Below are 24,259 nucleotides of genomic sequence, written 5' to 3' on the forward strand. Positions count from 1 at the left end.
ACCTTCAGCAACCACCTTCAGCAACCACCTTCAGCAACCTGAACGAGCCGGCTCGCGAAAGGACCCGCCATGCCCGGGACGATCCCCCAGCCCAAACTGGATGCACGCTACAGCGACCCGAAGGCCGCCGCGGCGGACTGGCCCTCGACGGTCGAGCGCCTGCGCGCCGCCGAGGTCTACTGGCTGTCGACCGTACGCCCCGACGGCCGACCCCATGTCACGCCGCTGATCGGCGTGTGGCAGGACGGCGCACTGCATTTCTGCACGGGCCCCGACGAGCGCAAGGCCAAGAATCTCCGCGACAATCAGGAGGTGGTCCTCACGACGGGCGCGAACAGCCTGACCGAGGGCTACGACCTGGTGATCGAGGGCGAGGCGGTGCGCCTCACGGACGAGACGCGGCTGCGCGCGCTGGCCGGGGCGTACGTCGAGAAGTACGGCAAGGACTGGGAGTTCGAGGTGGCGAACGGGGCGTTCAGGCACCCGGCCGGCCAGGCGCTGGTGTTCCGGGTGGAGCCGCGCACGGCGTTCGGCTTCGCGAAGGACCCGTACGCCCAGACGCGCTGGCAGTTCACCGGCTGATTCACGCTTTGGTTCGGCACTCAGGGAAGGGAACGGCACCGATGGAGTACACGCTCGAAGTAATCGTTGTCCCGGTCTCGGACATGGACAGGGCGAAGACCTTCTACGAGGAGGCCTGCGGCTTCAAGGTCGACACGGACACCACGATCGGCCCGGGCATGCGCATCATCCAGCTCACCCCACCCGGCTCCCGCTGCTCCATCGCCCTCTCCAGCGGCCTCCCCCCGGCCCCCGGCCAGACGGAAATGCCCGCCGGCTCGCTCCAGGGCCTCCAGCTGTGCGTCACGGACATCTACACGGCGCATGCGGAGCTGTCGGACCGCGGCGTGGAAATCAGCAACGTGCAGCATGTCAGCGAGACGGGAACGTGGGAGGAGAGCAAGGGCGACACGTGGAACTCGTTCATGTTCTTCAAGGACCCGGACGGGAACGGGTGGGTGGTGCAGGAGGCGCCGGGGCCGTTGGGTGATCGGTGAGTGCGGTCGGCCTGAGGGTCGGTGCGGCCCGAGGCGCAGCCCCAGCGGCCTGACTGCTGCCGCGAACCGCAAGGGGGCGTGATCACCCGGACGCTCGGACCGCCTCCACCGCGTCCCGAACATCGGAGTCCGGGTCGTCTGCGAGACCGTCCAGCAACTCGGCGACTCCAGGGGTGGACCAGCGCGCGACCGCCCACACCAGATCCTCCCGCACCCCGGGGTCGGGGTGGGCAGCGAGGCGGGTCAACTGGGCGAGCGGCCCCCGCCTGCGCATGCCGAACCAATGCAGTGCCTCCCGCAACGCGGCCGGGTCTCCCGGGGCGCCGGCTGCCGCGACCCTGGCGAGCAGAACCCTGACTGGTGGCGGCGGCCCGTCCAGCGGATGCGGCAACCGCTCGCGCAGCCGCCGCGCCCCGTATCCACCGCGCACCCTGCACCCGAAACAGGTGCAGGGAGGGACGCCGTGCGCGTCGGGCACATACCGCCAGCCCACCACCTGTGGCGCGGTACGGATCCGGTGCACTTCGCGCGGCCGGATCGCCCGGGGTACGAACACCTCCCACCCGCGCGGGTCGTCCACTGCCACGATCCGCCGCACCGCCTCGGCTGCGGGGACGGTGGCCTGGGCGTCCCGCGCCCGGTCGGTATAGCGCCCGACCAGCACGTGTTGGGCGTCGTCCAATCGCACGTGGACGGCAACAAGCCCTCCCCGGCTGCCGAACCGGGCAAGTTCACGCAGCCATTGGTGGGTGAGGGTGTACGACGGCAGCACCGGGAAGCAGTACACCCCGCGCGCACCACCCTGTCCGTAGCTGGCCGCGCGGATCCCGGACCGTCGGATGCGCGGCGCGTTGGCCGCCGACGTCAAGTGCACGAACATGGCCATGACCGGCATGCTAGGCGACCGGCTTGCACGGGATCTCCAGGGCATGGTCGCCGAACGTCGGTGCGTGAAGCCTGAGTTGGACCCCTGGGCGACCACCCGACGCCCCGACGGTCAGTGCCAACGGCGATGATAGCTATCACCCGAACTCCTGAAGCCAACTCTTCGATACATGTGAACTCAATTTACTGAACTGAAGATACTGTTGAACTCGTCCAGCGATTGATCATAGGCGTGAACCATGCCGTCCGGTCATCCGCTCCTGGAAGAGTCAAGACTCTCGCCCGAGCAGATATTCGAACTCTTTCGGAAGCACCGGCAAGCCAAATCGAAGGGAGAGCTCAGCAAGAGAAGCTTCGGGAATATCGTAGAGATCCCCACTCCCAAGATCGGTCAACCCCAGCAAAGATTTCACATCATCGTCCGAAAGCCCCGCGAGTCTATGGCGCCCGCGAAGCTGGCCCGACCCACGATCGAACTCTTCTATCACCCATTTAGTCATCAGCATCCCCCGAGCCTACACCCAGAAATCGGCTTCCCCTTATTGCCAGGGAGCGGATTTCCCGAATTTGGATCGAATTCAGACGCCGCAAAGCGGGCTGCGGATGGCGTTGGTGGCAGCATTCGGTCAGCCGCTATCCTCACCAGCAGAAGTTAGCCAATCGTCGACTGATTCCCTTACACCATCAACGATCGGATTGGGTTCGACTGAAAGCAATCCTACCCTCAGGGCTTTTGCGGTAGCTCGGTCAATGTGGAGCGTCAGAAACTTTTCCGGGTTGACCAAAATCGGCTCGAGCCCCATCGCGCTGTCACGGACAATCGACAGCAACTCGTTAGCCTGCCCCTGAGTGAGACCCGGAATTTCGATACTCCAGTAAAATTCCTGGTCATCGGCGCTTCGGTTAACCATCTCGATCAACAACCGATCTTGTTCAATAGGGCGTCCGTAGTGGCCGTCCTCGTAGCCTTTGATCCCAAGTCCTCTACAGATTTAGCGATCTTCCAGGTTCCACCGTTGTGCGAGCCGTTGCCGTCGCCAATGTCTTGCGAGATAAACGTCTTCCCGTTGGTGAAAACCGTCTGCCCCTTAATCCTGAAGTTGGTCTTCCTGTAGCTCAGATACTTAGCGAGATCCGCCGCTTGCTTGTTGGTCAGAGGCTGATTCCTGCCCTGCAATTGGGTTGGCAAAGGATCGTCGCCACCCGCATTATGCACCAATACCGGCGTGGCCCCCGCCAGCACATAGTACGTATGCAGGTCGGCAACCGTGAGGTTGTACGTGTCCTGGTGGGCTTCGTAATTGCGGCTGTTCCGGAGCGTAGCCGTCGTGCCGTCTTCGGAACGGAGCGTCATGCCCGGCTTGAGTTCGCCGGCGTCCAACCAGGCTCCCTCCGAGGGAGACCAGAAGGGATGATGGTCGGTAGTGGTGATGACCCGAAGGCCATCGTCCGTCATCACACCAAGCTTGACGAACTCCTTGTCGTCCTTGGTGAAAATGGTTGCTGTGACCTGCTTGGCTGTCGTCTCCCCGGTTTCCGGATCCGTAGCCATGACTTCGTCACCGGGCTCGAGTTCTTCAATGGGCTTGGTCGAGCCGTCAGCCATCAGGACTTCGACACCGGGGACGAAGCTGTTTTTACAGGCCTCTGTGACCTTGAAGACTTTAAGGCCCTTGAAGACACGGGCCACCGGCAGATCCGTGGCGGCCCAGCCGCAGGCCCCGAGACTGTCGCCGCTCAGGCAGCTCTTCCAGGAGTCGAAGTCAGGGACGATCAGGTTGACCATGAGGTTGTCGAACCAGGTCTTCTCGTATTCGAGCAGGCCGAGCGCTCCGGCGGCTCCGCAGAAGTCCTTGTTCTTGCTCGAGGGTGGGCACTTGCCCTTCGCCCACTGCGAAAGTTGCTTCTCCGCGTCGTACTGCGGAAAAAGGGCATGCAGTTCGCGGACCGTCGGGACGCGCATATCCTCGATGAAGACGTCACCGTTCTTCTCGGTGATGTTGACCGTCCTGGACGGCTGCGAACTCTTGTTGCCGCCGCCCTTGTTCTTTTTCCCGCCCTTGCCGGCATTGTTCGGGTCGACCTTGCCGGTCCCCTTGTCGTAGCCGACTGAGTCCTGCACTTCGGACGAACACTCCGAGAGGTCGTACCAGCAATTGTTGCCGTCGCCATGCGGTTCCAGGCCCGACGGGTCGGCGAAGGCGAGCGGGTTGTTGTTGCCGTAGGTGTAGCCGTGGATCTGCTGGGGATCGGTCAGGTCCATGACCGGGTCCACGGAGATGAATCGGCCCGTGGCCGGATCGTATTCACGGGCGCCGAGATGCGTCAGGCCCGTGGAGGTGTCGTTGGTGCCGCCGACGAAACCCTTGGTGCCGGGCCAGTCAGTTGGCTGTTCGCCTCGGGTGTCGCCGAAGGGGAGGGTGCGGCGCTGGGACATCTTCTGCGTAGCTGCGTCGACGGCGAGTTGGGCCGTGCCGTGGTGGTCGGCCAGGGTGAAGGAGACCGATCCGTCGTCCTCCTGGATGGCCTGGTGGCCGCCGCCGAGGTCGATGTAGCGGGTGGCCTTAGGCGTGGTGGTGCCTGCGGCCAGAGTGATTTCGGTGCTGCCGAGGTAGAGGGTGGTCTCCGTCGCGGTACGAGCGATCAGGCGGTTGCCGTCGGCGTCGTAGACGTACTCGCTGACCTTGGCGGGGCCGCCCTCCACCGGTTCGGTGACCTTGGCCAGTCGGCCTTCCGCGTCCCACTCCAGGGTCTGGGAACTGCCGCTGCCCTGCACCCGGCTCGTTGTGTTGCCCGATTTGTCGTACGTGTAGCTGTCCAGCGTCTCGACACCGGCGTTGGTCGTCGCCACCGAAGTGAGTGTGTGCGCCTGCGCGCCCGCCGCCGCTGGGTAGTTGTAGGTGCTCTTGGCGTCCTTCGTCGCGTCGCCCGAGATGTCGTGCTGGTTCTCGGTGAGCCGGTTGCCGACCTTGTCGTAGGTGTAGGAGTGCCAGTAGGGGGCGGGGCCGCCGAGCGTCCCGGCGGCCGGGGCGCCCGCGCAGGTGGTCGTGGCTTGGGTCCAGGCCTCGGTCATCCGGCGCAGATGGTCGTAGGTGAAGCACTGGGTGTCGGTGCCGTCGCGGGAGACGTCCGACACGGAGAGCACATTGCCGACCTCGTCGTAGCGGTAGGTGTTCGCCTGGTCGACGCCCGCGACGTCCTGGCGGTCCACCCGGGAGGTGGCGAGGCGCTGAGTGCCCCATTCATAGGTGTTGGTGGCCCAGACGGGCTTGCCGCCGCTGTTGGAGAGCTCGAACTGGAGCGGTTTGCCAGTGAGGCTGTAGCTGGCTTTCGCCGCCACGCCTTCCCTGCCGGAGACCCCTGTGAGCCGCAGTGTGTCGTCCTCGTAGGAGAACACCACACTGCTCGCGGACAGTGCACCGGCCTTGGGGTAACCGACGCCTGCCACCTGGCCGGACACGTTGTAGGACGTACCCGTCAGATAGGTGCCCTGGAGTTCGCCCTCGGTGGACGGCACGGTGATGGTGGTGCGCAGCGGCCGGTAGAGACGGTCGTAGGCAACGACTTTGGAGGTGTATGCCTGGCCGCCGCTGTAGCGGGTGGACTCGGCCAGGTAGCCCTTGGCTCCACTGATCGTGTCGTACACCCACTGGGCGCGCAGCGTGCCGGTGGCGGAGCCTTCGCGCAGCTCGGTCTTGCGGCCGAGGCCGTCGTAGGCGTAGGCGAGGGTGGTGTTGCGCGCGTCCTTCGTGGAGGTCAGCCGGCCCCGGTCGTCGTAGCCGTACTGGACGGTTCCCTTGTCCGGATCAGTGGACTCGGTGAGCTGGCCGAGCGGATCGTAGGTGTACGTCCAGTTGTTGCCCGCAGCGTCGCTGACCTTCGACAAGGAACCGGCCGGGCTGAAGGCGTACTTGGTGGTGTCGTACCCGGAGTTCACGGTGCGCTGGTGGTGCTGGCGCAATTCGGTGGTCTGGCCGCGGGCATTGGTCAGCGTGGTGGTGGCGGTGCCACCGACCGGCGGGATGACCGTGGTGCGATCGCCGCCGTGGATCGTTGTTGTGATGCCCAGAACCTTGCCGCCGTCGCCGTTGCCGGCGATCTGCCGCGACTCGGTCTGTCGGCCCAGGCCGTCGTAGGTGAAGTGGTTCTGGGTCTCCACCGCCAGCGCGTCCTGTGGCTTGACCAGTGTCGTCGATGGCTTGGTCGTGGCGTAGTACGGCGCGAACTCCTTGGCTGTCAGGCCGCGTTCGTCGTAGAAGGTGTCGGTGAGCAGCCGGCCGCCGGTCGGGCCGGGGTCCTGGGTCTGGCGGGGGCGCAGGAATCCGTCGTAGAGGGTGTACGAGGTGCGCTGGGCGCCGTTGTTGCCGAGGGTCTTGGTGCCGACGGCGATCGGTTGGCCGTCGATCACTGTGTAGGTGAACTCATAGTGCGGGGTGAGGCTGACCAGCCGGTCGGGAAGCCACACCTTGGTGGAGCGGCCGAGCGCGTCGTACGCGTGCTGGGTGACCTTGCCGTTGGTGTCGGTCTGGGTGAGCGGCAGTCCGCGCAGCGTGTCGCGCGTGACGGTGGTCGACTGTGCGGTGGCCGCGTCGCCGGTCGTCGCAGGCGGTGTGGTCACCTTCGCGGAGGTGGGGAAGCCGGTGGCCGGGGTGTACACCGTGGTGGTGGTCCGGCCGTCCGCGCGGGCGGTGCGGGTGAGCGTGCCGGATGTGACGGTGACGGTCGCGGTCAGGTCGGTCTCGGTCAGCTTGCGGCCGTACGCGTCGTAGGTGGCACCGGCCTCGACATAGCTCGCGGTGGTGCCGTCGTGCGACTTGAGCAGAGCGGTCGCGGTGGCCAGGCCTCTGCTGGGCGCGGCTTCGTAGGCGCCGCCGTCGTAGGCGGTGCGCGCGTCGGAAACGACGTCCTTGGCACGGTCGGTGGCGGCCTCGCACGCCTTGGCGACCGTCTCGGCGCGGGAGGGCAGGGTGAGGATGTTGGCGGTGGCGTTGGTGGCGTAGGTGGTGCGGGTGCACTTGTTGTCGGCGGCGGTGGTCGTGTCGCCCTGGTCGTCGGTCTGGGTGACGCGTCCGGCGATCGTGTCGAAAGTGGTGTCGCTCGAGGTGGTACGCCAGTCGATGCCGGCGCCGTCGTCCAGCGAGGTCCAACTCTTCGTGCTGCCGGTACCGCTGAAGTTGGCGGTTACCGTGCCCCAGTCGCGGACCTTCTTCGCGGTCTCGTGATGCCAGGGCCGGTTCACGGTCTTCGCCAGTACCTTGCCGCCCGGGCCGGAGTAGCTGACCGTTTTGTAGCCGAAACCGGCCGCCGAATCATGGTCGGTGATCGGGTCGCCCTCGCCGGCGCCGAGCGGGACGGTGACGTCCTTGGTGCCGCCGGAGGGAGTTGCCCGGTCGCCGTCCATGCCCCGCAGGAAGTAGCTGTCCGCTTGCGACTTCATGGCGGCGGCGCCGCCCTGGCCACCGGTCTGGACCCGTACCTGGCCATAACCCCGCCATTGGGACCAGGTCTTGGACTTCTCCTTCGTCAGCCCGTCGTCATCGTCGTAGTGCCAGGCCGCGCCACCCAGATAGTTGTACGTGGTGACCTGGTCCGGAGAACCGCCGGTGCGGTCGGTGGCGGTCACCGTGGCCACGACGTACTTGTTGAACCAGTGCAGAGTCGGGTCGACGGTCGAATCACCGCCGATGTACTGCGGGAAGCAGCGGGTGGTGTTCGTCTGCGGGGTCGGCAGGGCGTCGAAATCGCAGACCGGGGCCGAATAGCCGACGTCGATCTGGCCACCCGCCTCATCGGCAATGGTGGACAGCCGGTCCTTGATGAACGGGGCGAAGCCGTCGCCGGTCTTGTCCAGGCGGTTGGCGAGCTGAGTGTAGGAGAACGTGGTTTTCGGCAGGCTGATCGCCGGGGTGCCGGTGTGCCCGGTGCGCTGAATGGAGTTGAGCAGCAGTTGGTAGTCGGTGTCGGCCATGCCCCAACGGTGGGTGAGCGCCCACGAGTCGACGTTCTTGTACGTGTTCGCTTCGAGGACCTGGGTGGTGACACCGGTCAGCCGCTTACGGGTGAAGAACACCGGCGAGAGTCGGCCCTTGTCGCAGCCCTCGACCGCTGTGCAGTTGAGATCCCACGGGGTGTCATACCAGTAGAACTGGTCGTTGGCGATCGAGTCGCAGTCCGCTTGCGCGTCGGGAATACAGCGCTCGCCACTGGTGAAGTCGACCTTGGCGAGCGCTTTGGTCGTATACATCGAGGAGTTCTTCAGGCCGTACTCGACACGGTCGACGTATCCGCCGCGCGTGTAGCGGGTGTTGTCCGCGGCCTTGAGGTTGCGGCCGTAGGAGTTCTCTTCCTTGTCGTAGTAGTAGGCGATGGCGTTGCCGAGCGGGTCGACGACATAGTCGAGGTTCCAGCGCCAGCCCTGCTGGCACCAGGAGTCGGCGAACGTCGAGGCGTGGCAGGGCTCGCCGGAACCATTGCCGAAGACGGGCACGGTCCAGGTGGAGTCCGTTGTCTCATTGCCACCGGCCCAGCCGGGCAGCCGGTTGTAGCCGAAGTAGTACTGGGTGCCGTCCGGAGTGGTGACCTTCCAGTACTCGTCGTCCCGGGCGCCATTGGACCGTACGTCGCTGCTGGTGCCATAAATCCGCTGGACCTTGGTGCCGTCGTCGTTCTTCAGCTTGAAGGAGTTGGTGCCGTTGGGCACCAGCTCGCCGCCCTTGCCGTTGAACGAGATGAACGCGTTGTCGTAGGCCCAGCACAGATCGCCCGGCTTGCCGCCGTCCGCGTTCTCCACCCCGTCGTCCGCGCACCCCTTGTAGCGGCGCTCAATGGAGCCCGGCCACATATCGAAGCCGTCACCCACCCAGGAGGACTGGTTGTTGCTGTTCCCGGTGCGGCCGTCGACCGCTCCCGAGGAATACGACAGGCCCACACTGGGCGTCAGCCCGCCCGGGACCTGGGGTGCCGGCATGTCGTACGACCAGCTGAAGTCGCCGGTGTTGAGACTGGTACTCCAAGCTGCCGACGGCGACAGCGGCGTCGCCTTGTAGTCACCGGCAGCACTCTCCTCGTCCGCCACCGCCGCGAGGACGGTCGCTCCAGCGGCGCTCAAGGGTACGGCGTCGGCGGTCAAGGTCTGCTGTTCCGTGTCGTTGACCGTCCCGGCCACCGGTCGGGAGGTGCGGCACCGTTCCTTCTCGGGGGTTGTCAGCGCGCAGGCGGGCAGCTCGACGAGGGTCAGCCGGGAGGCGTAGCCGCCGCCGAAAGCCCCGGCGAAGGAGGAGTAGTCAAGCTCGGCCCTCACGACACCAGGCCCGGCAGCGTCCTTGGACTTCAGAGTGAACAGCAGTCCGTCCGAGCCGGCACGCTCCGCGGCCTGGTGGCCAAGCACCCGGGCTTCGACCGCTCCACTGGCCGCCTTCGCGCCCTTCTTGCCGGACACATCCAGCATCAGTGGCAGGTCGCCGGCCCTGACCGGGTGGGATGAGAAACGACCCTTTGGCGTTGCCTTTGCCATGTCCGGCAGTTCGACCACAGCGGATGCCGCCTTCGGCCACTCCGCGCGAGGCCTCTCCTGCGGAGTCCGTGATCCCTTCATGAGCGTGCGAGGGATGCCTCCCACCGCCGTGACGGGCACCGGCCGCTCCGCCGTGGGCAGATCGGGGCGGCCCTTGCCGCTGTCGGCGGCCACGACCGGCTGCGCCACGGCTTGCAGCAGGGTCGCGACCATGAGCGTGGCGGACCAGAGGGCGACACGGTGGCGTATGGCCCGCATCCGACTGCTTCTTCTACCGTTCATCGTTGTTCTTCATCCCTCACTGCGGACGCATGGCATGGGCCGTGGCAGGCGGAAGCTCTGTCAACGGGGCGCAAGGAGCTGCGGGTTGGCGGAACGGGATCAGTCGCCCGAGGGCACTGTGGTGTCGGTGCCCGGCAGGCCGCGCGCGAGGTGCGAGATCTGCGTGTCGGTCAGCGCGCCCTGGAAAGTCCACAGGTCCGACACGGCACCGGGCCAGTACTCGCCCCAGGTGCTGGTGCCGGTCTTGGCCCGGCCGAGCTGAAGGTTCTGGACAGCCGGGAAGGTCAGCACGTTCTCGGCGGACGAGTCCGCGTCAGCGCAGCCCACGACATCCGGTTCGCCGTTCGCGTCAGCATCCACACAGGACACCTGTTCCAGTTGGCCGTTCACGTAAAGCCGCGCCTCGTGGGCGAAGCCGTCGTAGACCACTGCCAGATGGTTCCAGTCCTGCACGCTGTAGAACTGTCGGTTGTCCACGCGGGTGGCGGCGGCGTCGGTGGTGTCCGCTTCGGCCATCTCGATTCGCCAGCGGCCGGCATCGGTGTCCGGCGTGCCGCTCGGTACGTACCGGATCGCGAGGGCGTTCTTGTTGGTGCCCGGCGCGCTGAGCAGCGAGACGCTGCCGGTGGGCTGGGCCGCCGCCTGGGCAAAGGCGCTGATGGTGAAGCTGGCGGAGGTGTCGGTGGTCACCTTGCCGGACGCGGTCGCCGCGTAGTCGTTGACGCCGTCCAATGTCACGCCGCCGTCGACCCAGCCGGATCCGATGGCCGCTCCGTTGTTCAGGGTCATGCCGACTCCCGCGGCGGAGGCGTCCGGGGCGACCGCCGGGCTGCCGGTGGCCGACTCGAACTTCCAGCGGGCGTTGACCAGGGGACGCTGTTTGAACAGCTGCCGCACCTCGTCATCGGACACGGCCCTGTCGTACAGCCGCACGTCGTCCATGTCGCCCTTGAGCGTGCTGCTCACCCCGCCCGTCGTGGTCAGCCCACTGCCCAGGACGACCGGGCCGGTGGACAGCCATTGGCTGGTGAACGCCGTGCTGGCCTGCAATACGCCATTGACGTAGAGCCGGATCTTCGAGGCGTCCGAATCGTAGACGCCCACCACGTGGTTCCACTCGCCGAACCGGCCGGCGGCACAGTTGGTGTTGGCCTGACAGGCGGTCTGGGTGGCGCGCAACAGGGGCGCATCCGCGGTGTCGGATTCCGGCCGCGAGAACACCCAGCCGCCCAGCGCCGAGGAGTGGTAGAGCTCGAAACCCCGCCGCAACCCGCCCTCCTGCGTGACCGCCGCCATCGCCCTGGCTTCCTTGTCCTTGGGCAGACGCACCCAGGCCGCCACCGCGAAGCTGTGGAAGGTATTCAGAACCGGACGGCCGGTGGTGGCGTAGTCGTCGACGCCATCGAAGGTCACAGCTCGCCCGTTGACCCCGGTCACCCCGGGTGCGGCGCCGCCGCGGAGCACCGCATCCGCGGCCTGGGCCCGCCCGGTCACCGAGGTGGCACCGACGGCCTCGTCCAAAGGCCAGACCAGCTTCGCGGGCCGGTTGGTGTCCACCGGTTGCTTGGCGGCCAGCCTGGTCACCTGGGCTTCATTGAGCTGGTAATCGAAGAGCTGGACGTCGTCGAGCGAACCGGGAAAGAAGCTGCTCACGGTCCCCTCATGGGAGGCCGCACCCAGGATCGTGCCGCCCCGGGCGTCCCAAGGGTTGGTGGTGATCGGGGCGGTGCCGACCAGCTTGCCGTCGATGTACAGCTTCAGCAGCTGGCTGGGGTAGTCGAAGACCCCCACCACATGCGTCCATGTGCCCAGCCGCGCGGCGGCACATGCTGTGTCCCCACTGGCGCAGGCCGGCTGAGTGGCTCGTATCGCTTCCGTACCGGTGGCGGAGTCGGTGCTGTGCCGCAGGAACACCCAGCCACCCACCGCCGACGAGTGGTACAGCTCGAAACCGCTGCGGTGCTGACCCGGCTGGGAGAGTGCGGTGGTCGCAGCATCGGGTTTGTCGGAGGGCAGCTTCGCCCACAGGGACACCGAGAAGCTCTTGGCGGTGTTGAGTACCGGTGAGCTACTGGCCGCATAGTCGTCCGTGCCGTCCAGCGCCAGCCCGGTGCCGGACGCTCCCTCACCACCCGTTGCGGCCCCGTTGCGCAGTTCAGCGGGCCAGGCGCCGCCGGCTCCGGCCACGCTGGTCATGCCGGAGGTCTCGTCCATCTGCCAGGACAGCCGGTCCGGTTGGCCCGCCCGGACCCGAAACGTATACGTGCGGGGCTCGGAGCCATTGCCCGCCGCGTCGAAGGCCTGCGCCGTGATGAAGTTGACACCCGGTTTGGTCGGCATGAACGACATCGTCTTCGCGCCGCCGCCTGAAGTGGTCAGCGTGTGCGCGCTACTGGGCGAGGTGTTGATGCCGAACCAGTACTTGCTGACGTCGGACGAGGAGGAGTCGATGGTGAAGGTGCCGTACCGGCCCACCCCGTCCCACCAAGGATCATCCGGATCAGCAACGTCGGACGGCGGATACTGCGCCGAGGTGATCGAAGGACCGGCCGGTACAGCGGTGTCGTACATGAAGTGACAGCCGTTGGCGTTCTGCCAGCTCCACGGCGACCACTGCGCCCCGTCCCAGGACCGGACGTGCCAGTCGGCATGCTTGTTCTTCGGAATGCTGCTGGGCAGCGGCATCGAGAAGTCGGAACCGCTCTTCTTGCTCGTCGTCGTTGCCGAGGTCCACCGGGCCTTCCATCCGCCGCCGTCACCCGCGTCCCATGACGCCTGGAACTGCACCGAGACCGGGTCCCCGTCAGGGTCGGTGACGTCGTTGGCGCGTACCGTCGCGGCAGAGCGGATCCGCACCATCTTGTCGGACTTCACACAGGGGCCGCCCGGGTCCATGGTCAGCTGCGAGGTGCCGATCCGGGGCGGTGGACGGTTGTACTTCACCCGCAGAAAGGCATCGTCCGAGAACCGCTTCCAGGTGTAGCGGTCGGACTCGTTGCTGGCCCGCATCCCGAAGGTGATGTCGGGCCAGTTCTTGGCTGCTGCTGTGGCGACCGCGCCCTTCACATCGAACTCGGCGTCCGCGGAGGCGCAGCCGTCGTAGCCGTGGGCGAAGCTGCGGGTCTGGATGTGGTCGAGCCAGAAGTCCGAACTGTCCTGGGAGTTCCAGGTGGTGGAGGAGGAGATGCCCTTCGTGCGCCAGAGCTGCACCTCGCGGTTCTCACAGGACGCTGCGTGTGTCTCCCGGACGACGAACTCCGCGGACAGGATGGTCCGACCGGCGAACTTGGTCGTCGGGATCCGGTAGAAGAGCCGCTTCACGTCGTACGGGGCGCAATACGACCAGCCGCAGTAGCCGAGGCCGGCGTCCGAGTTGCCATTGAACTTCCACTGCGGGGAACTGGCCCAGTACCTGGATGCCATGGTCCACGCGGAAGCCTTGGGCGTGTACCACTGCGGGTCGATGAAGACCGGGTACACGGTCTCGGGATCCGTCAGAATGCCTCGGTCCGGGGTGAGCACCAACTCGCCCCCGCCCGGAGCGATGTCGACGCCGACCGGCTCCAGGCGGCCCGACTCGCCGGCGCCGGGCTCCTCCCCGGCCGACTCCGCCTCAGCCGCGTCCCTCATCGACTCGGCTGATGCGGACTTCGCTGCCGTTCCGGCCCCGGTGGCCGCCTGCTGGGAGGAGGCCGTGCTCTGCTGCGCGGACGCCGGACTCTGCCCACCCGGGCTGGAGTCCCACATCACGGGGGTGGGCGCCTCGAAGACGACACCGCCTGCGCCTTTGTCGACCGCCTCGAGACCGCCGCTCGTGGTCTCGCGCACCGCCAGACCCTTCGCCGCCAACTGAAGCCGCAGTTGGGCGAGTTCCGTGCTCTTCGCGGCCTCGGCCGACTTGACCACCAGAAGTTGGGTGAAGCCCTCGGGCCTCGCCGCGAGCCGGAGATCCACGTCCGGCAGGACGTCGGGGTAGGTGGCCGTGTCGCCGTCCAGCGTCGGTGCCGGCAGGTCGTTGCGCCACGAAAGTTCGAGGGTCCGCCCCGCACGCTCCATCCGCACCAGCGGGCCGTCGCCGCCCCCGGAGAACGCCAGACCTACCGACGCGGCCTTCGGAGACACCATCCCCGCCTTCGTCGGCGTCAGGGTCGTGTCGATGGAACGCCACTCGCCATCCACTCGCGTACGAACCGGGCGCAGGTATTCCCGCGCCTCGAGCGCACCATCGGGGGTCGCGAACACATCGCGGCTTTCGCCCCGCAGCGACGTCACCTCGACGTTCTTGCCCGTACGACGCGCTTCGGCCGAGGCGGTTTCCTCGGACACCTGCCCGGAACCCGCCCCTGGCGCGGCGGCCGGGGACGCAGTCGCCGGTCTTGCAACAGCCGCAGCAGGCACGGATAACGCACCCGCTGCGGACACTGTCCCCGCAGCCATCAAGGTCGCGAGCCCCCAGGCCATCCAACGGGTAGATCTCTCATTTCTCCCACGCACGTGCCCACGCCGAAACATCCCCAGCCCCTCCCCAAGGCGCGCACACGATCACCACGTGCGAGCAAGGGATGACGCTAGAGACACCTGCAATAGACCGTCCATACGCGCGAATCGCCACATTCGCGGGCAACCCGAATACTCGCCGCAGGAACGCCTATGACTTGCATCACCAATCCGGGCGCCGGGCAAACGGCAGCTGATCTGTGCGAGCACTACAGGTAACGCGACTATGTGCCGGAAGGCTGACGCGGCGGTTCCTGGAGACCGCCCAGGCATGGTGTCAACGGCACTTCGCGCTACGTGTCTTAACACGGGAGAAGGAAGCATGACCGACCACAGCGAAATCCGAACGGCGTTCATCCTTCACCCACCGGTGGACGACGCCGCCTCATGGCACATGACAGTCGACGGATTTGTCCATGCACTCACCCAGTCCTTTCCCGGCGCCTTTACGAAGCTGCGCACCAGTCGTCTTCGAGCCACCGACGCGGTCGACTTCGAAGTAGAGATCGAGACGGGAATCTGGGTGGAAGGGAACGCTCAGACACCCGTGCCGGAGTGCGGTGTCATCACCTTGGCCGCGGCGACGGCCGTCGAAGCGGCCAAGTTCGCGATGTGGGTACGAGACGGCCTCATCCCCGCGCCGGGGCTCCTGCGGTTCAGCACGGGGCAGGCGATGGAAGCCGGCAGGGACGAGGAGTGGGTACTCCCAGCCGTAGGCGGGGCCGACGTAGTGGCGCAAGCTCTCCTTCAGCACCTGGAGAGGATCGGCTGACGCCGTGTCCGCGGACAGCCGCGGAGCGTCCTGGTCCCTCTATCCTTCTCCCCATGGTTCGCATCTCTTCTCAGATGGTCCCGCTCGACACTCCAGCGCCCGATTTCTCATTGCCCGAGCTGGGCGGTAAAACCGTCTCCCTCGGCGACTATGCGGAAGCACCGGCCCTGCTCGTCATGTTCGTCTGCAATCACTGCCCTTACGTCAAGCACGTGGAGCGCGGGCTCGCCGAGACGCTCGCAGAGTTTCCGACGCTGGCAGTGGTGGCCATCTGCTCGAACGACACAGTGGCCTACCCTGACGACGGCCCCGGCCGACTGCGCGAACAGGCCGAACGCGCCGGATGGACATTCCCGTACCTCATCGACGAATCCCAGGATGTGGCACGGGCGTACAACGCGGCCTGCACGCCGGATTTCTTCCTCTACGACGCCGAGAAGAAGCTGGCCTACCGCGGCCGTCTCGACGAATCCACTCCGGGGAACGGCAAGCCGGTCACCGGCGAGAGCCTGGCCGCCGCGATCAGACTGGTTCTCGCGGGCGAGGCCGTCCCGGAACCGCACCAACCGAGCTTGGGATGCAACATCAAATGGCGTGACTGAGCGGTTGCGACCGGGCCGACATGCGGCAGTCGATCTCTGCTCTCCTTGAGCACCTGGAGACGATCGGCTGACGCCGTGTCGGCCGGCGCCGGGCATTGCGGAAATGGCCCCAGACCCGTTCCAGACCCTCCACCGGCGACCGTTCAGACGTGGAGCCGGGTTCTCTGCCAGGGGTCTTGAGTCTTTGATGGCGAGCCCTCCTGTGGTGCGGTGCACCGGGGCGTGGGGACCTCGATCCGGTCAGCGTGACGGGCGGTAGTCGATCTCGGCCCAGACCGTGCCCAGACCGTGCCCAGACTGTCTTGCAGCGCGGCGGGCCTCCTCGATGCGTACCGTGCCGGAGTCGCTGACCGTGAGCGTCAGGCGGACGTCGCGGCCCGGAACCCGGCCGTGCAGCGCCGCATTCCTGGCGCGTGGAAGACAGCAGCACGGTGAAGTGGCGTACAGACGCCGCGGTCTGGGTGATTTCTCGGTTCACGTCACTCAGCGTGGCCGCGCGCGCCTACGCTGAACAGCAATGGAGTCGGTACGCAGCGTAACTGTCCGGGCGGGGTCCGGGTGCCTCTGGGCAGTGCGGACGGGTGGAGGGCGGCGGGATGGACGACGGTACGGAGCAGCAGAGTTGGGACGACGAGAGCGGGGCGGTCCTGAGGGCGGTCGGCCGTCAGCTCAAGGCGTGGCGGGAGGCGGCGGGGCTCCGGCGGGCGGAGTTGGGCGAGGCGATTGGGTACAGCGAGGAGCAGGTCGCCTCTATGGAGCGTGGGCGGCGAGTGCCGAAGGATGTGTATCTGCAGAGGGCGGATGACGTCCTGGGCGCGGGCGGCAAGATCATCGCGATGCAGAAGGACGTGGCGGAGGCGAGGTATCCGAAGCAGATCCGGGATCTGGCGAAGCTGGAAGCGGAGGCCGTCGAACTCGGCGCGTTCAACAATTCCGTTGTCCATGGGCTGTTGCAGACCGAGGAATACGCGCGGGCGCTGTTTGGTATGAAACGGCCTCTGTACTCGCAAGACACCATCGAGCGGGGCGTCGGCGCCCGGATGGCGCGGCAGGAGATCATCGACGAGTCGAAGACCCTGCCCGTTTTCAGCTTCGTCCAGGACGAGGTGACCCTCCGCCGCCCGCTCGGAGGCAGAATGGTGCAGCGACGCCAGCTCGAACACCTGTTGAAGGTAGGGCAGTTGCGAAACGTCGAGATCCAGGTGATGCCGACGGATTGCGAGGATCATGCCGGACTGGACGGCGGATTCCGGATCTTCAAACTCCGGAGCGGCATCACGCTGGGGTACACGGAGGTACTGAACGTCTCTCGACTGATCTCGGTACCGAGGGAAGTGCAGTTCCTGGAAATGCAGTATGGAAGCATCCGAGCGCAGGCGCTCACGCCGAGAGAGTCGCTTTCCTTCCTCGAGAAAGTGCTGGGAGAGACATGAGCGTTGAGTCCGAGCTGCGGTGGTTCAAGAGCAGCTACAGCAGCAGCGACGTGAACTCCGACTGCGTCGAGGTCGCCACCACCCCCCGCACCGTCCACGTACGCGACTCGAAGAACACAACCGGCCAACAGCTCGCAATCGCCCCCCACGTATGGGCAGACTTCGTCGCATACGCCGCCAACCGCTGACCGCCCAGGAGGCACCGGCATGGACTGGACGCTCGAAGTCATCGTGGTACCCGTCAGTGACGTGGACCGGGCCAAGGAGTTCTACCGAGACAAGGTCGGCTTCAACGTCGACATCGACACCCGGGTCACCGACGAGACCCGGATCGTCCAGCTGACGCCTCCCGGGTCCGGGTGTTCCATCGTCATCGGCGAGGGGATCCCGACTCCCGACGGGCGCGCGCCGGAGCCCGGGTCGTACATCGGGCTTCAGCTCGTCGTCGCGGACATCAAGGCCGCACACGCCGAACTCGTCGAGCGGGGCGTCGAGGTGACCGACCCGATGGAGATCGCTCCGGGCGACGGCGGGACCTTTATGCACTTCGCGGACCCGGACGGGAACGCCTGGGCCGTGCAGGAGTACCGCGTACGGGCCACCAAGCCGCTGTACGAGGCGCTGCGGCCGGGCGGCGACGAGGCCTAGGCTCGGGTACATGCGGATCTCCGTCTCCTCCGACATGGACGAACCCGTGGCCCGCACCCTCGTCGAGGAGCTGCGCGGCCGCGGGCACGAGGTGCTGACGCACGGGGCGCTGCGGGCCGGGGACGATGCCGAGTGGGCGGCGTGTTCGGAGGCCGCCGCGCGGGACGTGGTGGACGGGCGGGCCGAGCAGGCCGTCGTGTGCTGCTGGACCGGCACCGGAGCGTCCATCGCGGCGAACAAGGTGCCGGGCGTGCGGGCCGCGCTGTGCACCGATGCGTACACGGCGGACGGCGCCCGGCGCTGGAACGACGCGAACGTACTCGCGCTGAGCCTGCGGCTGACCTCCGAGCCGCTGCTCAAGGAGATCCTCGACGCGTGGTTCGCGGGCGAGGCAAGCCCTGATCCCGACGATCGCGCGAACATCGCGCACGTCTCGCGCATCGAGTAGGAGCATGCGCGCGGCCCGGGTCAGGGCAGAACGCCTTGGCCCGGGCCTGCGCGAAAGTGACAGCAGCGCCGTCGCGCCTACTGCTGCGGCGGCCTGCCTTCGCCGCCCGTGCCGTACTGGTCCTTCATCTTGTCCTGGCCCTGGTCGACCTGGCCGCTGTACTTGCCCTGCGTCTTGTCGTCGGCCATGTCGCCGGCCTTGTCGACGCCCTTGTCGGCCTGCTCCTCGTGGCCCTTCAGCATGTGCTTGAGCTTGTCCATCATGGACATCTGGTCTTCCTCTCCCTGCATGAGCCCCCACACGTTCCAGGGTCACCGCACACCACGGGGTTCGCATCCGCACGGAAGTGTCCCGGAGACACGATGCCGAATGCGGACAGATTCTGACCTAGTTCGTGGCTAGCCTCGTGCACACGAAATCCACGAGAGGACACCGTCATGCTGCGAGGATTCGCCACCGTCAACTTCTGGGCAGCCGACCTGGACGCGGCCAAGACCTGGTACACCGATGTGCTCGGCATCGCGCCGTACTTCGAGCGGCCGGGATACGCCGAGTTCCGCATCGGCGACTACCAGCACGAGCTCGGCCTGGTCGACGCGAAGTACGCGCCCAGCGGCCAGGGAAACGGCCAGAGCGCGCCGGGCGGAGCCGTCATGTACTGGGCGGTCGACGACCTGGAGGGGACGCTGGAGAAGCTGCTCGCCAAGGGCGCGAAGGAGTACCAGCCGCTGACCGCCCACGGCGACGGTGGCTTCGTCACCGCCTCCGTGGTCGACCCCTTCGGGAACGTCCTCGGCATCATGACCAACCCGCACTACATGGAGATCCTCGGCGCCAAGGCCTGAAAAAGCTGAGGCCCTGCGCTGCCGTTGGTCTCAGGTCGATGTCGCGATCATGGCGGCTACAGGTCGTGGCGGGTGGCCGTCTCGCCGCAAAACCCGCGTCCCGGGCGCCCGGGAACAACCATTCACCCAGGTCGTAGGTCTCCTCTGCGACGTGTCGCCACGCCTGGAGGGGATCATGAAGGCAGGCAGAGCCATGGCTGTCGCCGCCGTTACCGCCGCCACACTGCTCGCCGCAGCCCCGCCGGGGAACGCGGACACGAAGTCCGTCGACCCACTGCATTGGTGCAACTGGACACACCACCCGGACCTGCCTGTGGTACCGCCGTTCGAATTCGCCTTCGAAGGCGCACCCCGCAACATCGTCGACGGCAGCGGCTGGCACACCTTCTCCGTGCACATCACGGGCAAGCACAAGACACCTGGCCGCAACGACTTCAGGTGGCACGCGGCCGTCTACAACCGGAAGCTCGGGAGGACCGAAGAGCCGCGAAGGAGCATGCCCGGCGCCAGGATCGAGTACCGGGACTCACAGGGACACTGGCGGCCGGTTCACTGGGATCGTCTCCGCGACGCCCCGCTGACAACGGGCGGATTGGACGACTCGCAGAAGCTGAGGCTGCGGGTGAAGGCCGACTCCGGTCCCTCCGACGGCCTCGCCTACCTCCACGTGTCCGCGGGTGACCAGATACCGCCACCCCCGCATCCGCCGGAGGAGCCGTGGTTCGAGGAAGGCCCGTGTCTGGACGGCTCACTCGACACACAGGCCATCCGCTTCGTGCCCGGCGTCCTGGGCATCCCCGTCGTGCTCGGCATCGCGGCCGGGGCCGGGGCCGGGATGGTGGCCGTGGGTGTGATCGTGGTCCGCAGACGCAGACGCAGAGGGCTCAAGACCTCGGAGGCGTGACAGGGCGGAGTCGCACGCCAAGTACTCCTACAAGAACGGCGATCCGATCGCACGCACCAGCTCCGGCGGCAGCGGCCTCGCCTCCGCCAGTGCACCCGGTTCGCCTGCCGGCCGGCGTCGGCCGTCGCCGCGTCCCACCAGATTCGTCCGGCTGCCTCAGCAGCAGCCCGCGCCTCGGGTGATCCCGCTCGATAGGCGACCCGCTCGGAACGGACTTACGGTCGAACAGGGGGCGCTGTACCGATGTGGAGCCAGCGCTTCCGCGGCTCAGTCGCGTCGGCAACACCAACAGGAGATGATCCATCCGCCATGGCCACAGCCTCTGAAACCCCTGTTCTGGACACCCTGGCCGCGATGACGGTCGATTCGATCGAGCGGTGCGGGCTGACGCCGGAAATGTTCATGCTCACCCGCATCGCGGCCCTCGCCGCCTCGGACGCTCCGCCGATTTCCTACGTCGCCAACCTCGACCCTGCTCTCAAGTCCGGCATGACCGCCGAACAGCTCCAGGACGTCCTGGTCGCCATCGCCCCCATTGTGGGCACGGCCCGCGTCATGACGGCAGGCAGCAACATCGCCAAAGCACTCGGCATCTCCATCGCCGTGGCCGACGCCGAGGCCCAGACCCAGGGCTGACAACAGACCCACCCGGCAGCGCCCACGCCTCGGCCGGCCTACGCAGGACCGCCGGTGCCGGCGGGCGCTGCGCCGGGTGCCACGACACCCGCAGGGTCAGACAGGAGGCCTTCGATGCCCGAGGACTCGACCTCGAAGACAGCGATGAGGATGGCTCCGGACGCCACACGCGAGGAGCGCGCGGCCTTCGGCAAGGAAGCCAGACGCCGCTCACCCCGCTCGGGGCACGCCGCGTACCAGCCGTCGTCGGGCAGGCCGGACCCGCTGGCCATCCTGGAGGAGCAGTCCGCGTCACGGGTCCCCGAGCTCGTGCCGATCCGCTACAGCCGGATGACCGAGTCCCCATTCCGCTTCTACCGGGGCGCAGCCGCGATCATGGCGTCCGACCTGGCCGACAGCCCGGACTCGGGGATCAGGGCCCAGCTGTGCGGGGACGCGCACATGCTGAACTTCCGGCTGCTCGCCTCGCCGGAGCGCGATTTGATGTTCGACATCAACGACTTCGACGAGACACTGCCGGGCCCCTGGGAATGGGACGTCAAGAGGCTGTCGGCCAGTCTCGTCATCGCGGGCCGGGCGAACGGCTTCGACGACGCCGAGCGCGCCGACATCGTGACCTCCACGGTGCGTTCGTACCGCGAGGCGATGAGGCGCTTTGCGGGCATGGGCAACCTCGACGTCTGGTACGCGAAGATCGACGCAGAACGCCTCCAGGCCCTTACCGTGGACCTCCTCCACAAGCGCGGCCAGAAGCAACTGGGCAGGGCGCTGGCCAAGGCCCGCACCCGCGACAGCCTGCAGGTCTTCGACAAGCTCTCTGAGATGGTCGAAGGCCGGCCCAGGATCGCGGCCGACCCCCCGCTTCTCGTGCCAATCGGCGACCTGTTGCCAGACGTCGAGCGCAGCGCGCTGGAGCGCCAGTTCCAGGGCCTCGTGGAGCGCTACAGCCGTACTCTTCCGTCCGACCGGCGCGCGCTCCTGGCGGACTACAAGCTGGCGGACGTCGCCCGCAAGGTGGTCGGCGTCGGGAGCGTCGGCACCCGCTGCTGGATCTTCCTACTCCTCGGCCAGGACGGCCGTGACCCGCTCTTCCTGCAGGCCAAGGAGGCCGACACCTCCGTACTCGCCGCCCACGTCGGCGCAAGCCAGTACAGCCATCAGGGCGAGCGGGTGGTCTCGGGCCAGCGATTGATGCAAGCCGCCAGCGACATCTTCCTCGGCTGGGAGCGGGTGGAAGGGATCGACGGCAAACAGCGCGACTTCTACGTCCGCCAACTGCGTGACTGGAAGGGGGTCGCCATTGCGGAGAGGATGTGGCCGACGGCCATGCAGGCGTTCGGCGAGTTGTGCGGGCTCACGCTGGCTCGCGCGCATGCACGCTCCGGGGACCGGGTCGCGATCGCCGCATACCTCGGCAAGGGCGACTCGTTCGACCGGGCGCTCGCGGCGTTCGCGGAGGCATACGCCGACCAGAACGAGCGTGACCATCAGGCCCTGGTCGACGCGGTGAGCGCGGGCCGGCTGCCTGCGGAGGACCTGCCGACCACCTGACCCGGCGGACGCAACGGGAATCGCCGTAGCCGTGCTCTGCTCGCCGCTGCCCGGCTTCGGCTTGGCATCCGGGCTGGCTGTGGGACTGGCAGCAGCCTGCGCGGCGGTACTGCGCCTCCCGATCGCGGCGATGGTCCTGGCGACACTGCTCCTGGGGCCTGTTGCTGTGGCGCAGATGCCCGTCCTCGTCGTTGCCTCGGTGGTGTCCTTCATGTGCGCGGAACTGCTGCGCGGTCGAATCATGCGAACGCCCACGCCGTGAGAGCCGGCCGAGCCGCCGGGCGGCTCAGTCCTCGTCTCTGCCCAACCTCTGGGGAGGCCAGGGCGCGTCGGCTCCGGATTGGGCGTAGGCCAGGTTCAGGGCTGCCGAGATGACTCCGAGATGGCTGAACCCCTGAGGGAAGTTGCCGAGCAGCTCCCCGGTGTCTGGGTCGATCTCCTCCGCCAGCAGGCCGAGGTCGTTGGCGCAGTCCAGGACGCCGGCCAGGTATTTCTCTGCTTTCTCGGTGCGGCCGGCACGTGCCAGAGCGGCCGCCAGCCACAGGGTGCAGAAGACGAACGAGCCCTCCTCGCCCGACAGGCCGTCCGCCCCTACGTAGCGGTAGACATGTCCGTTGCGGGTCAACTCGGCTTCCGTCCGGTCGATCGTGGCGAGGATCCTGGGATCGTTCCCCGGCAGGAAGCCCCGCAGGCTCACCTGCAGCGAGGATGCATCGAGTTCGTCGTGGTCGAACGCCTGGAGGAACGCACCGGTCTTGGGGTCAACTCCCTTGGTCTCCAGAGTCGTCCGAATCTCCTGGCGGGCTTCCTCCCAACGCTCCCGCAACCCCGGCTCCTGAGCCAGCTCGCCGGCCATGTCGAGGAGGCGGATGCCGCAGTCGACAGCGGCCCATGCCATCAGTTTGGAAAAGACGAAATGCCGGCGCCCGCCGCGGATCTCCCAGATTCCCTCATCGGGCTCCTGCCAGCGCTTGATGTTGAGGTCCACCACGTCGCGCAGGAACCGCTCGCCGCGCGGGGCGATGATCTGCTGGCCGCGCAGCTTCAGGAGGAGCAGCGTCGCTTCCATCAGTTCGCCGTACGTATCCAGCTGGAACTGGTCCCACGCACCGTTTCCCACCCGGACCGGGCTTGAGGCGCGGTAGCCCTCCAGATGGTCCAGGCCGGCCTCGTGCAGCAGCCGTTCACCGCCGATGCCGTACATGATCTGCAGGTCCTCGGCCCGGCCTGCGGTCGTGCGCAGCAGCCAGGTACCGAACCCCTCCGCTTCCTCCGTATACCCGAGGGCGCCCAAAGCGCCCAGCATCGCCGAGGAGTCGCGCAGCCAGGTGTAACGGTAGTCCCAGTTGCGTTCTCCACCGATCTCCTCGGGGAGCGAAGTGGTGGGGGCCGCAGCCAGGGCACCGGTCTCGTCGTAGATGAGTCCCTTGAGCACCAGCGCGCTGCGCACCACGGCATCCCGGTGGGGGCCCTGATAGGTGCACCGCGCGGCCCAGTTGGTCCAGAACGTCACGGTCTCCGCCAGCCTGCCGTTCAGGTCGACGGGGGAATAGCGCTCGATGGTCAGCGCACCGGCCTGCGCGTAGGAGAGAGCCACGTGTGCAACCTGACCCTCCGTCAGGGTCGCCCGCGCAGTGCAGTTGCCGAGGTTGTCGACCTTGAGCGGTGCCAGCCCGCTCTGCAGAAGCAGGGAGTCCGGGCCACCGGTGACCACGACCACATCCTCGTCGTTCAGTTCCATGTACGGGACGGTCATCCCGTACTCGAACCTGGGGGCGAACTCCAGCTCCACGTCGACGGTGCCCGACTCGCTGCGCACGGTGCGCAGCAGCAGTCCGTCCGGGGGCCGCCGCTCGACCCGGCCGGGGCGGGTGAGGTCCTCACGCACCGGCAGGCAGTCCGTCACCGTGACGACTCCGGTAGCCGTGTCGAAGCGGGTCTCCAGCACGTTCGTGTCCGGCAGGTAGCGACGGCTGGCAGTGAACTGTCCTACCGGGGCTATGCGGAAGTAGCCGCCACGGTCCCGGTCCAGTATGCGGGCGAAGACCGATCTCCCGTCGAAGCGGTGGAAGCACGCCCATTCGACCGACGCATCCCGGCTCACCAGCGCCACGGAGTGGCAGTCGCTGAGGAACGCGTAGTCAGAGATCGGCGGGTAGTCGGTCTGGGCCATGTCGTTCAACTC

Annotated in this window: 19 protein-coding genes; 12 read left to right on the forward strand and 7 right to left on the reverse strand. The window is 67.1% G+C overall.

The genetic code is table 11. The annotated features are described in order from the left end of the window. Positions 1 to 69: 69 nt before the first annotated feature. A complete protein-coding gene (locus tag ACH4YL_RS32085) occupies positions 70 to 582 on the forward strand; it encodes a pyridoxamine 5'-phosphate oxidase family protein (RefSeq protein WP_398511000.1) in 513 nt (170 codons plus the stop codon). 41 nt (positions 583 to 623) lie between these two features. Next, positions 624 to 1,058 carry a VOC family protein gene (locus ACH4YL_RS32090; protein WP_398511001.1) on the forward strand — a complete coding sequence of 145 codons (435 nt, stop codon included), beginning with the start codon at positions 624 to 626 and terminating at the stop codon, positions 1,056 to 1,058. A gap of 82 nt (positions 1,059 to 1,140) precedes the next feature. On the opposite strand, the gene ACH4YL_RS32095 is transcribed toward ACH4YL_RS32090, so the two are convergent. From ACH4YL_RS32095 to ACH4YL_RS32115, 5 genes are all read right to left on the reverse strand, one after another. Beyond that, the gene (locus tag ACH4YL_RS32095) at positions 1,141 to 1,944 is read right to left on the reverse strand and encodes a HEAT repeat domain-containing protein (protein ID WP_398511002.1); all 804 of its coding nucleotides are present in this window, start codon (positions 1,942 to 1,944) and stop codon (positions 1,141 to 1,143) included. A 268-nt stretch (positions 1,945 to 2,212) separates the two neighbouring features. Further along, entirely contained in the window at positions 2,213 to 2,449 is a 237-nt protein-coding gene (locus tag ACH4YL_RS32100) for a hypothetical protein (protein ID WP_398511003.1), read from the reverse strand. A gap of 120 nt (positions 2,450 to 2,569) precedes the next feature. Next, positions 2,570 to 2,863 (reverse strand): hypothetical protein, encoded by a 294-nt coding sequence (locus ACH4YL_RS32105; RefSeq protein WP_398511004.1) that lies wholly within the window; start codon positions 2,861 to 2,863, stop codon positions 2,570 to 2,572. Next, positions 2,860 to 9,714, reverse strand: a complete 6,855-nt coding sequence (locus tag ACH4YL_RS32110; RefSeq protein WP_398511005.1) for a polymorphic toxin-type HINT domain-containing protein — start codon at positions 9,712 to 9,714, stop codon at positions 2,860 to 2,862. Before ACH4YL_RS32110 ends, ACH4YL_RS32105 begins: the two co-directional genes overlap by 4 nt. A gap of 123 nt (positions 9,715 to 9,837) precedes the next feature. Then, a complete protein-coding gene (locus tag ACH4YL_RS32115; RefSeq protein WP_398511006.1) occupies positions 9,838 to 14,199 on the reverse strand; it encodes a LamG-like jellyroll fold domain-containing protein in 4,362 nt (1,453 codons plus the stop codon). A gap of 358 nt (positions 14,200 to 14,557) precedes the next feature. Here ACH4YL_RS32115 and ACH4YL_RS32120 point away from each other — a divergent pair, with 358 nt between their 5' ends. The 6 genes from ACH4YL_RS32120 (at position 14,558) to ACH4YL_RS32145 (ending at position 18,138) form a co-directional block, all read left to right on the forward strand. Beyond that, complete coding sequence (locus ACH4YL_RS32120) at positions 14,558 to 15,007, forward strand: hypothetical protein (RefSeq protein WP_398511007.1); 450 nt, start codon at positions 14,558 to 14,560, stop codon at positions 15,005 to 15,007. A 53-nt stretch (positions 15,008 to 15,060) separates the two neighbouring features. After that, positions 15,061 to 15,609 (forward strand): thioredoxin family protein, encoded by a 549-nt coding sequence (locus ACH4YL_RS32125; protein ID WP_398511008.1) that lies wholly within the window; start codon positions 15,061 to 15,063, stop codon positions 15,607 to 15,609. Positions 15,610 to 16,205: 596 nt separating this feature from the next. Next, complete coding sequence (locus tag ACH4YL_RS32130) at positions 16,206 to 17,042, forward strand: helix-turn-helix domain-containing protein (protein ID WP_398511009.1); 837 nt, start codon at positions 16,206 to 16,208, stop codon at positions 17,040 to 17,042. Continuing rightward, positions 17,039 to 17,230 carry a DUF397 domain-containing protein gene (locus ACH4YL_RS32135; RefSeq protein ID WP_398511010.1) on the forward strand — a complete coding sequence of 64 codons (192 nt, stop codon included), beginning with the start codon at positions 17,039 to 17,041 and terminating at the stop codon, positions 17,228 to 17,230. The genes ACH4YL_RS32130 and ACH4YL_RS32135 overlap by 4 nt, the downstream gene beginning before the upstream one ends. Positions 17,231 to 17,249: 19 nt before the next feature. Then, positions 17,250 to 17,690 carry a VOC family protein gene (locus ACH4YL_RS32140; RefSeq protein ID WP_398511011.1) on the forward strand — a complete coding sequence of 147 codons (441 nt, stop codon included), beginning with the start codon at positions 17,250 to 17,252 and terminating at the stop codon, positions 17,688 to 17,690. A 10-nt stretch (positions 17,691 to 17,700) separates the two neighbouring features. Continuing rightward, the gene (locus ACH4YL_RS32145) at positions 17,701 to 18,138 is read left to right on the forward strand and encodes an RpiB/LacA/LacB family sugar-phosphate isomerase (protein ID WP_398511012.1); all 438 of its coding nucleotides are present in this window, start codon (positions 17,701 to 17,703) and stop codon (positions 18,136 to 18,138) included. A 77-nt stretch (positions 18,139 to 18,215) separates the two neighbouring features. On the opposite strand, the gene ACH4YL_RS32150 is transcribed toward ACH4YL_RS32145, so the two are convergent. Further along, positions 18,216 to 18,407 (reverse strand): antitoxin, encoded by a 192-nt coding sequence (locus ACH4YL_RS32150; RefSeq protein ID WP_398511013.1) that lies wholly within the window; start codon positions 18,405 to 18,407, stop codon positions 18,216 to 18,218. Positions 18,408 to 18,575: 168 nt separating this feature from the next. On the opposite strand from ACH4YL_RS32150, the gene ACH4YL_RS32155 reads away from it, so the two are divergent. The 4 genes from ACH4YL_RS32155 to ACH4YL_RS32170 all read left to right on the forward strand — a co-directional run bounded on the left by ACH4YL_RS32155 (position 18,576) and on the right by ACH4YL_RS32170 (position 22,074). Beyond that, entirely contained in the window at positions 18,576 to 18,983 is a 408-nt protein-coding gene (locus ACH4YL_RS32155) for a VOC family protein (RefSeq protein WP_398511014.1), read from the forward strand. 175 nt (positions 18,984 to 19,158) lie between these two features. After that, positions 19,159 to 19,887 carry a hypothetical protein gene (locus ACH4YL_RS32160; RefSeq protein ID WP_398511015.1) on the forward strand — a complete coding sequence of 243 codons (729 nt, stop codon included), beginning with the start codon at positions 19,159 to 19,161 and terminating at the stop codon, positions 19,885 to 19,887. Between the two features lie 309 nt (positions 19,888 to 20,196). Beyond that, positions 20,197 to 20,523: a carboxymuconolactone decarboxylase family protein gene (locus tag ACH4YL_RS32165; protein ID WP_398511016.1), complete on the forward strand. Its 327-nt coding sequence runs from the start codon at positions 20,197 to 20,199 to the stop codon at positions 20,521 to 20,523. A 114-nt stretch (positions 20,524 to 20,637) separates the two neighbouring features. Then, the gene (locus ACH4YL_RS32170; protein WP_398511017.1) at positions 20,638 to 22,074 is read left to right on the forward strand and encodes a DUF2252 domain-containing protein; all 1,437 of its coding nucleotides are present in this window, start codon (positions 20,638 to 20,640) and stop codon (positions 22,072 to 22,074) included. Between the two features lie 286 nt (positions 22,075 to 22,360). Here ACH4YL_RS32170 and ACH4YL_RS32175 read toward each other — a convergent pair whose 3' ends face one another. Further along, on the reverse strand, positions 22,361 to 24,247 hold the full coding sequence (locus ACH4YL_RS32175; RefSeq protein ID WP_398511018.1) for a glycoside hydrolase family 15 protein: 1,887 nt from the start codon (positions 24,245 to 24,247) through the stop codon (positions 22,361 to 22,363). Positions 24,248 to 24,259 lie beyond the last annotated feature (12 nt).

This window comes from Streptomyces sp. NPDC020681 (assembly GCF_044334895.1).
Taxonomy (GTDB): Bacteria; Actinomycetota; Actinomycetes; order Streptomycetales; family Streptomycetaceae; genus Streptomyces.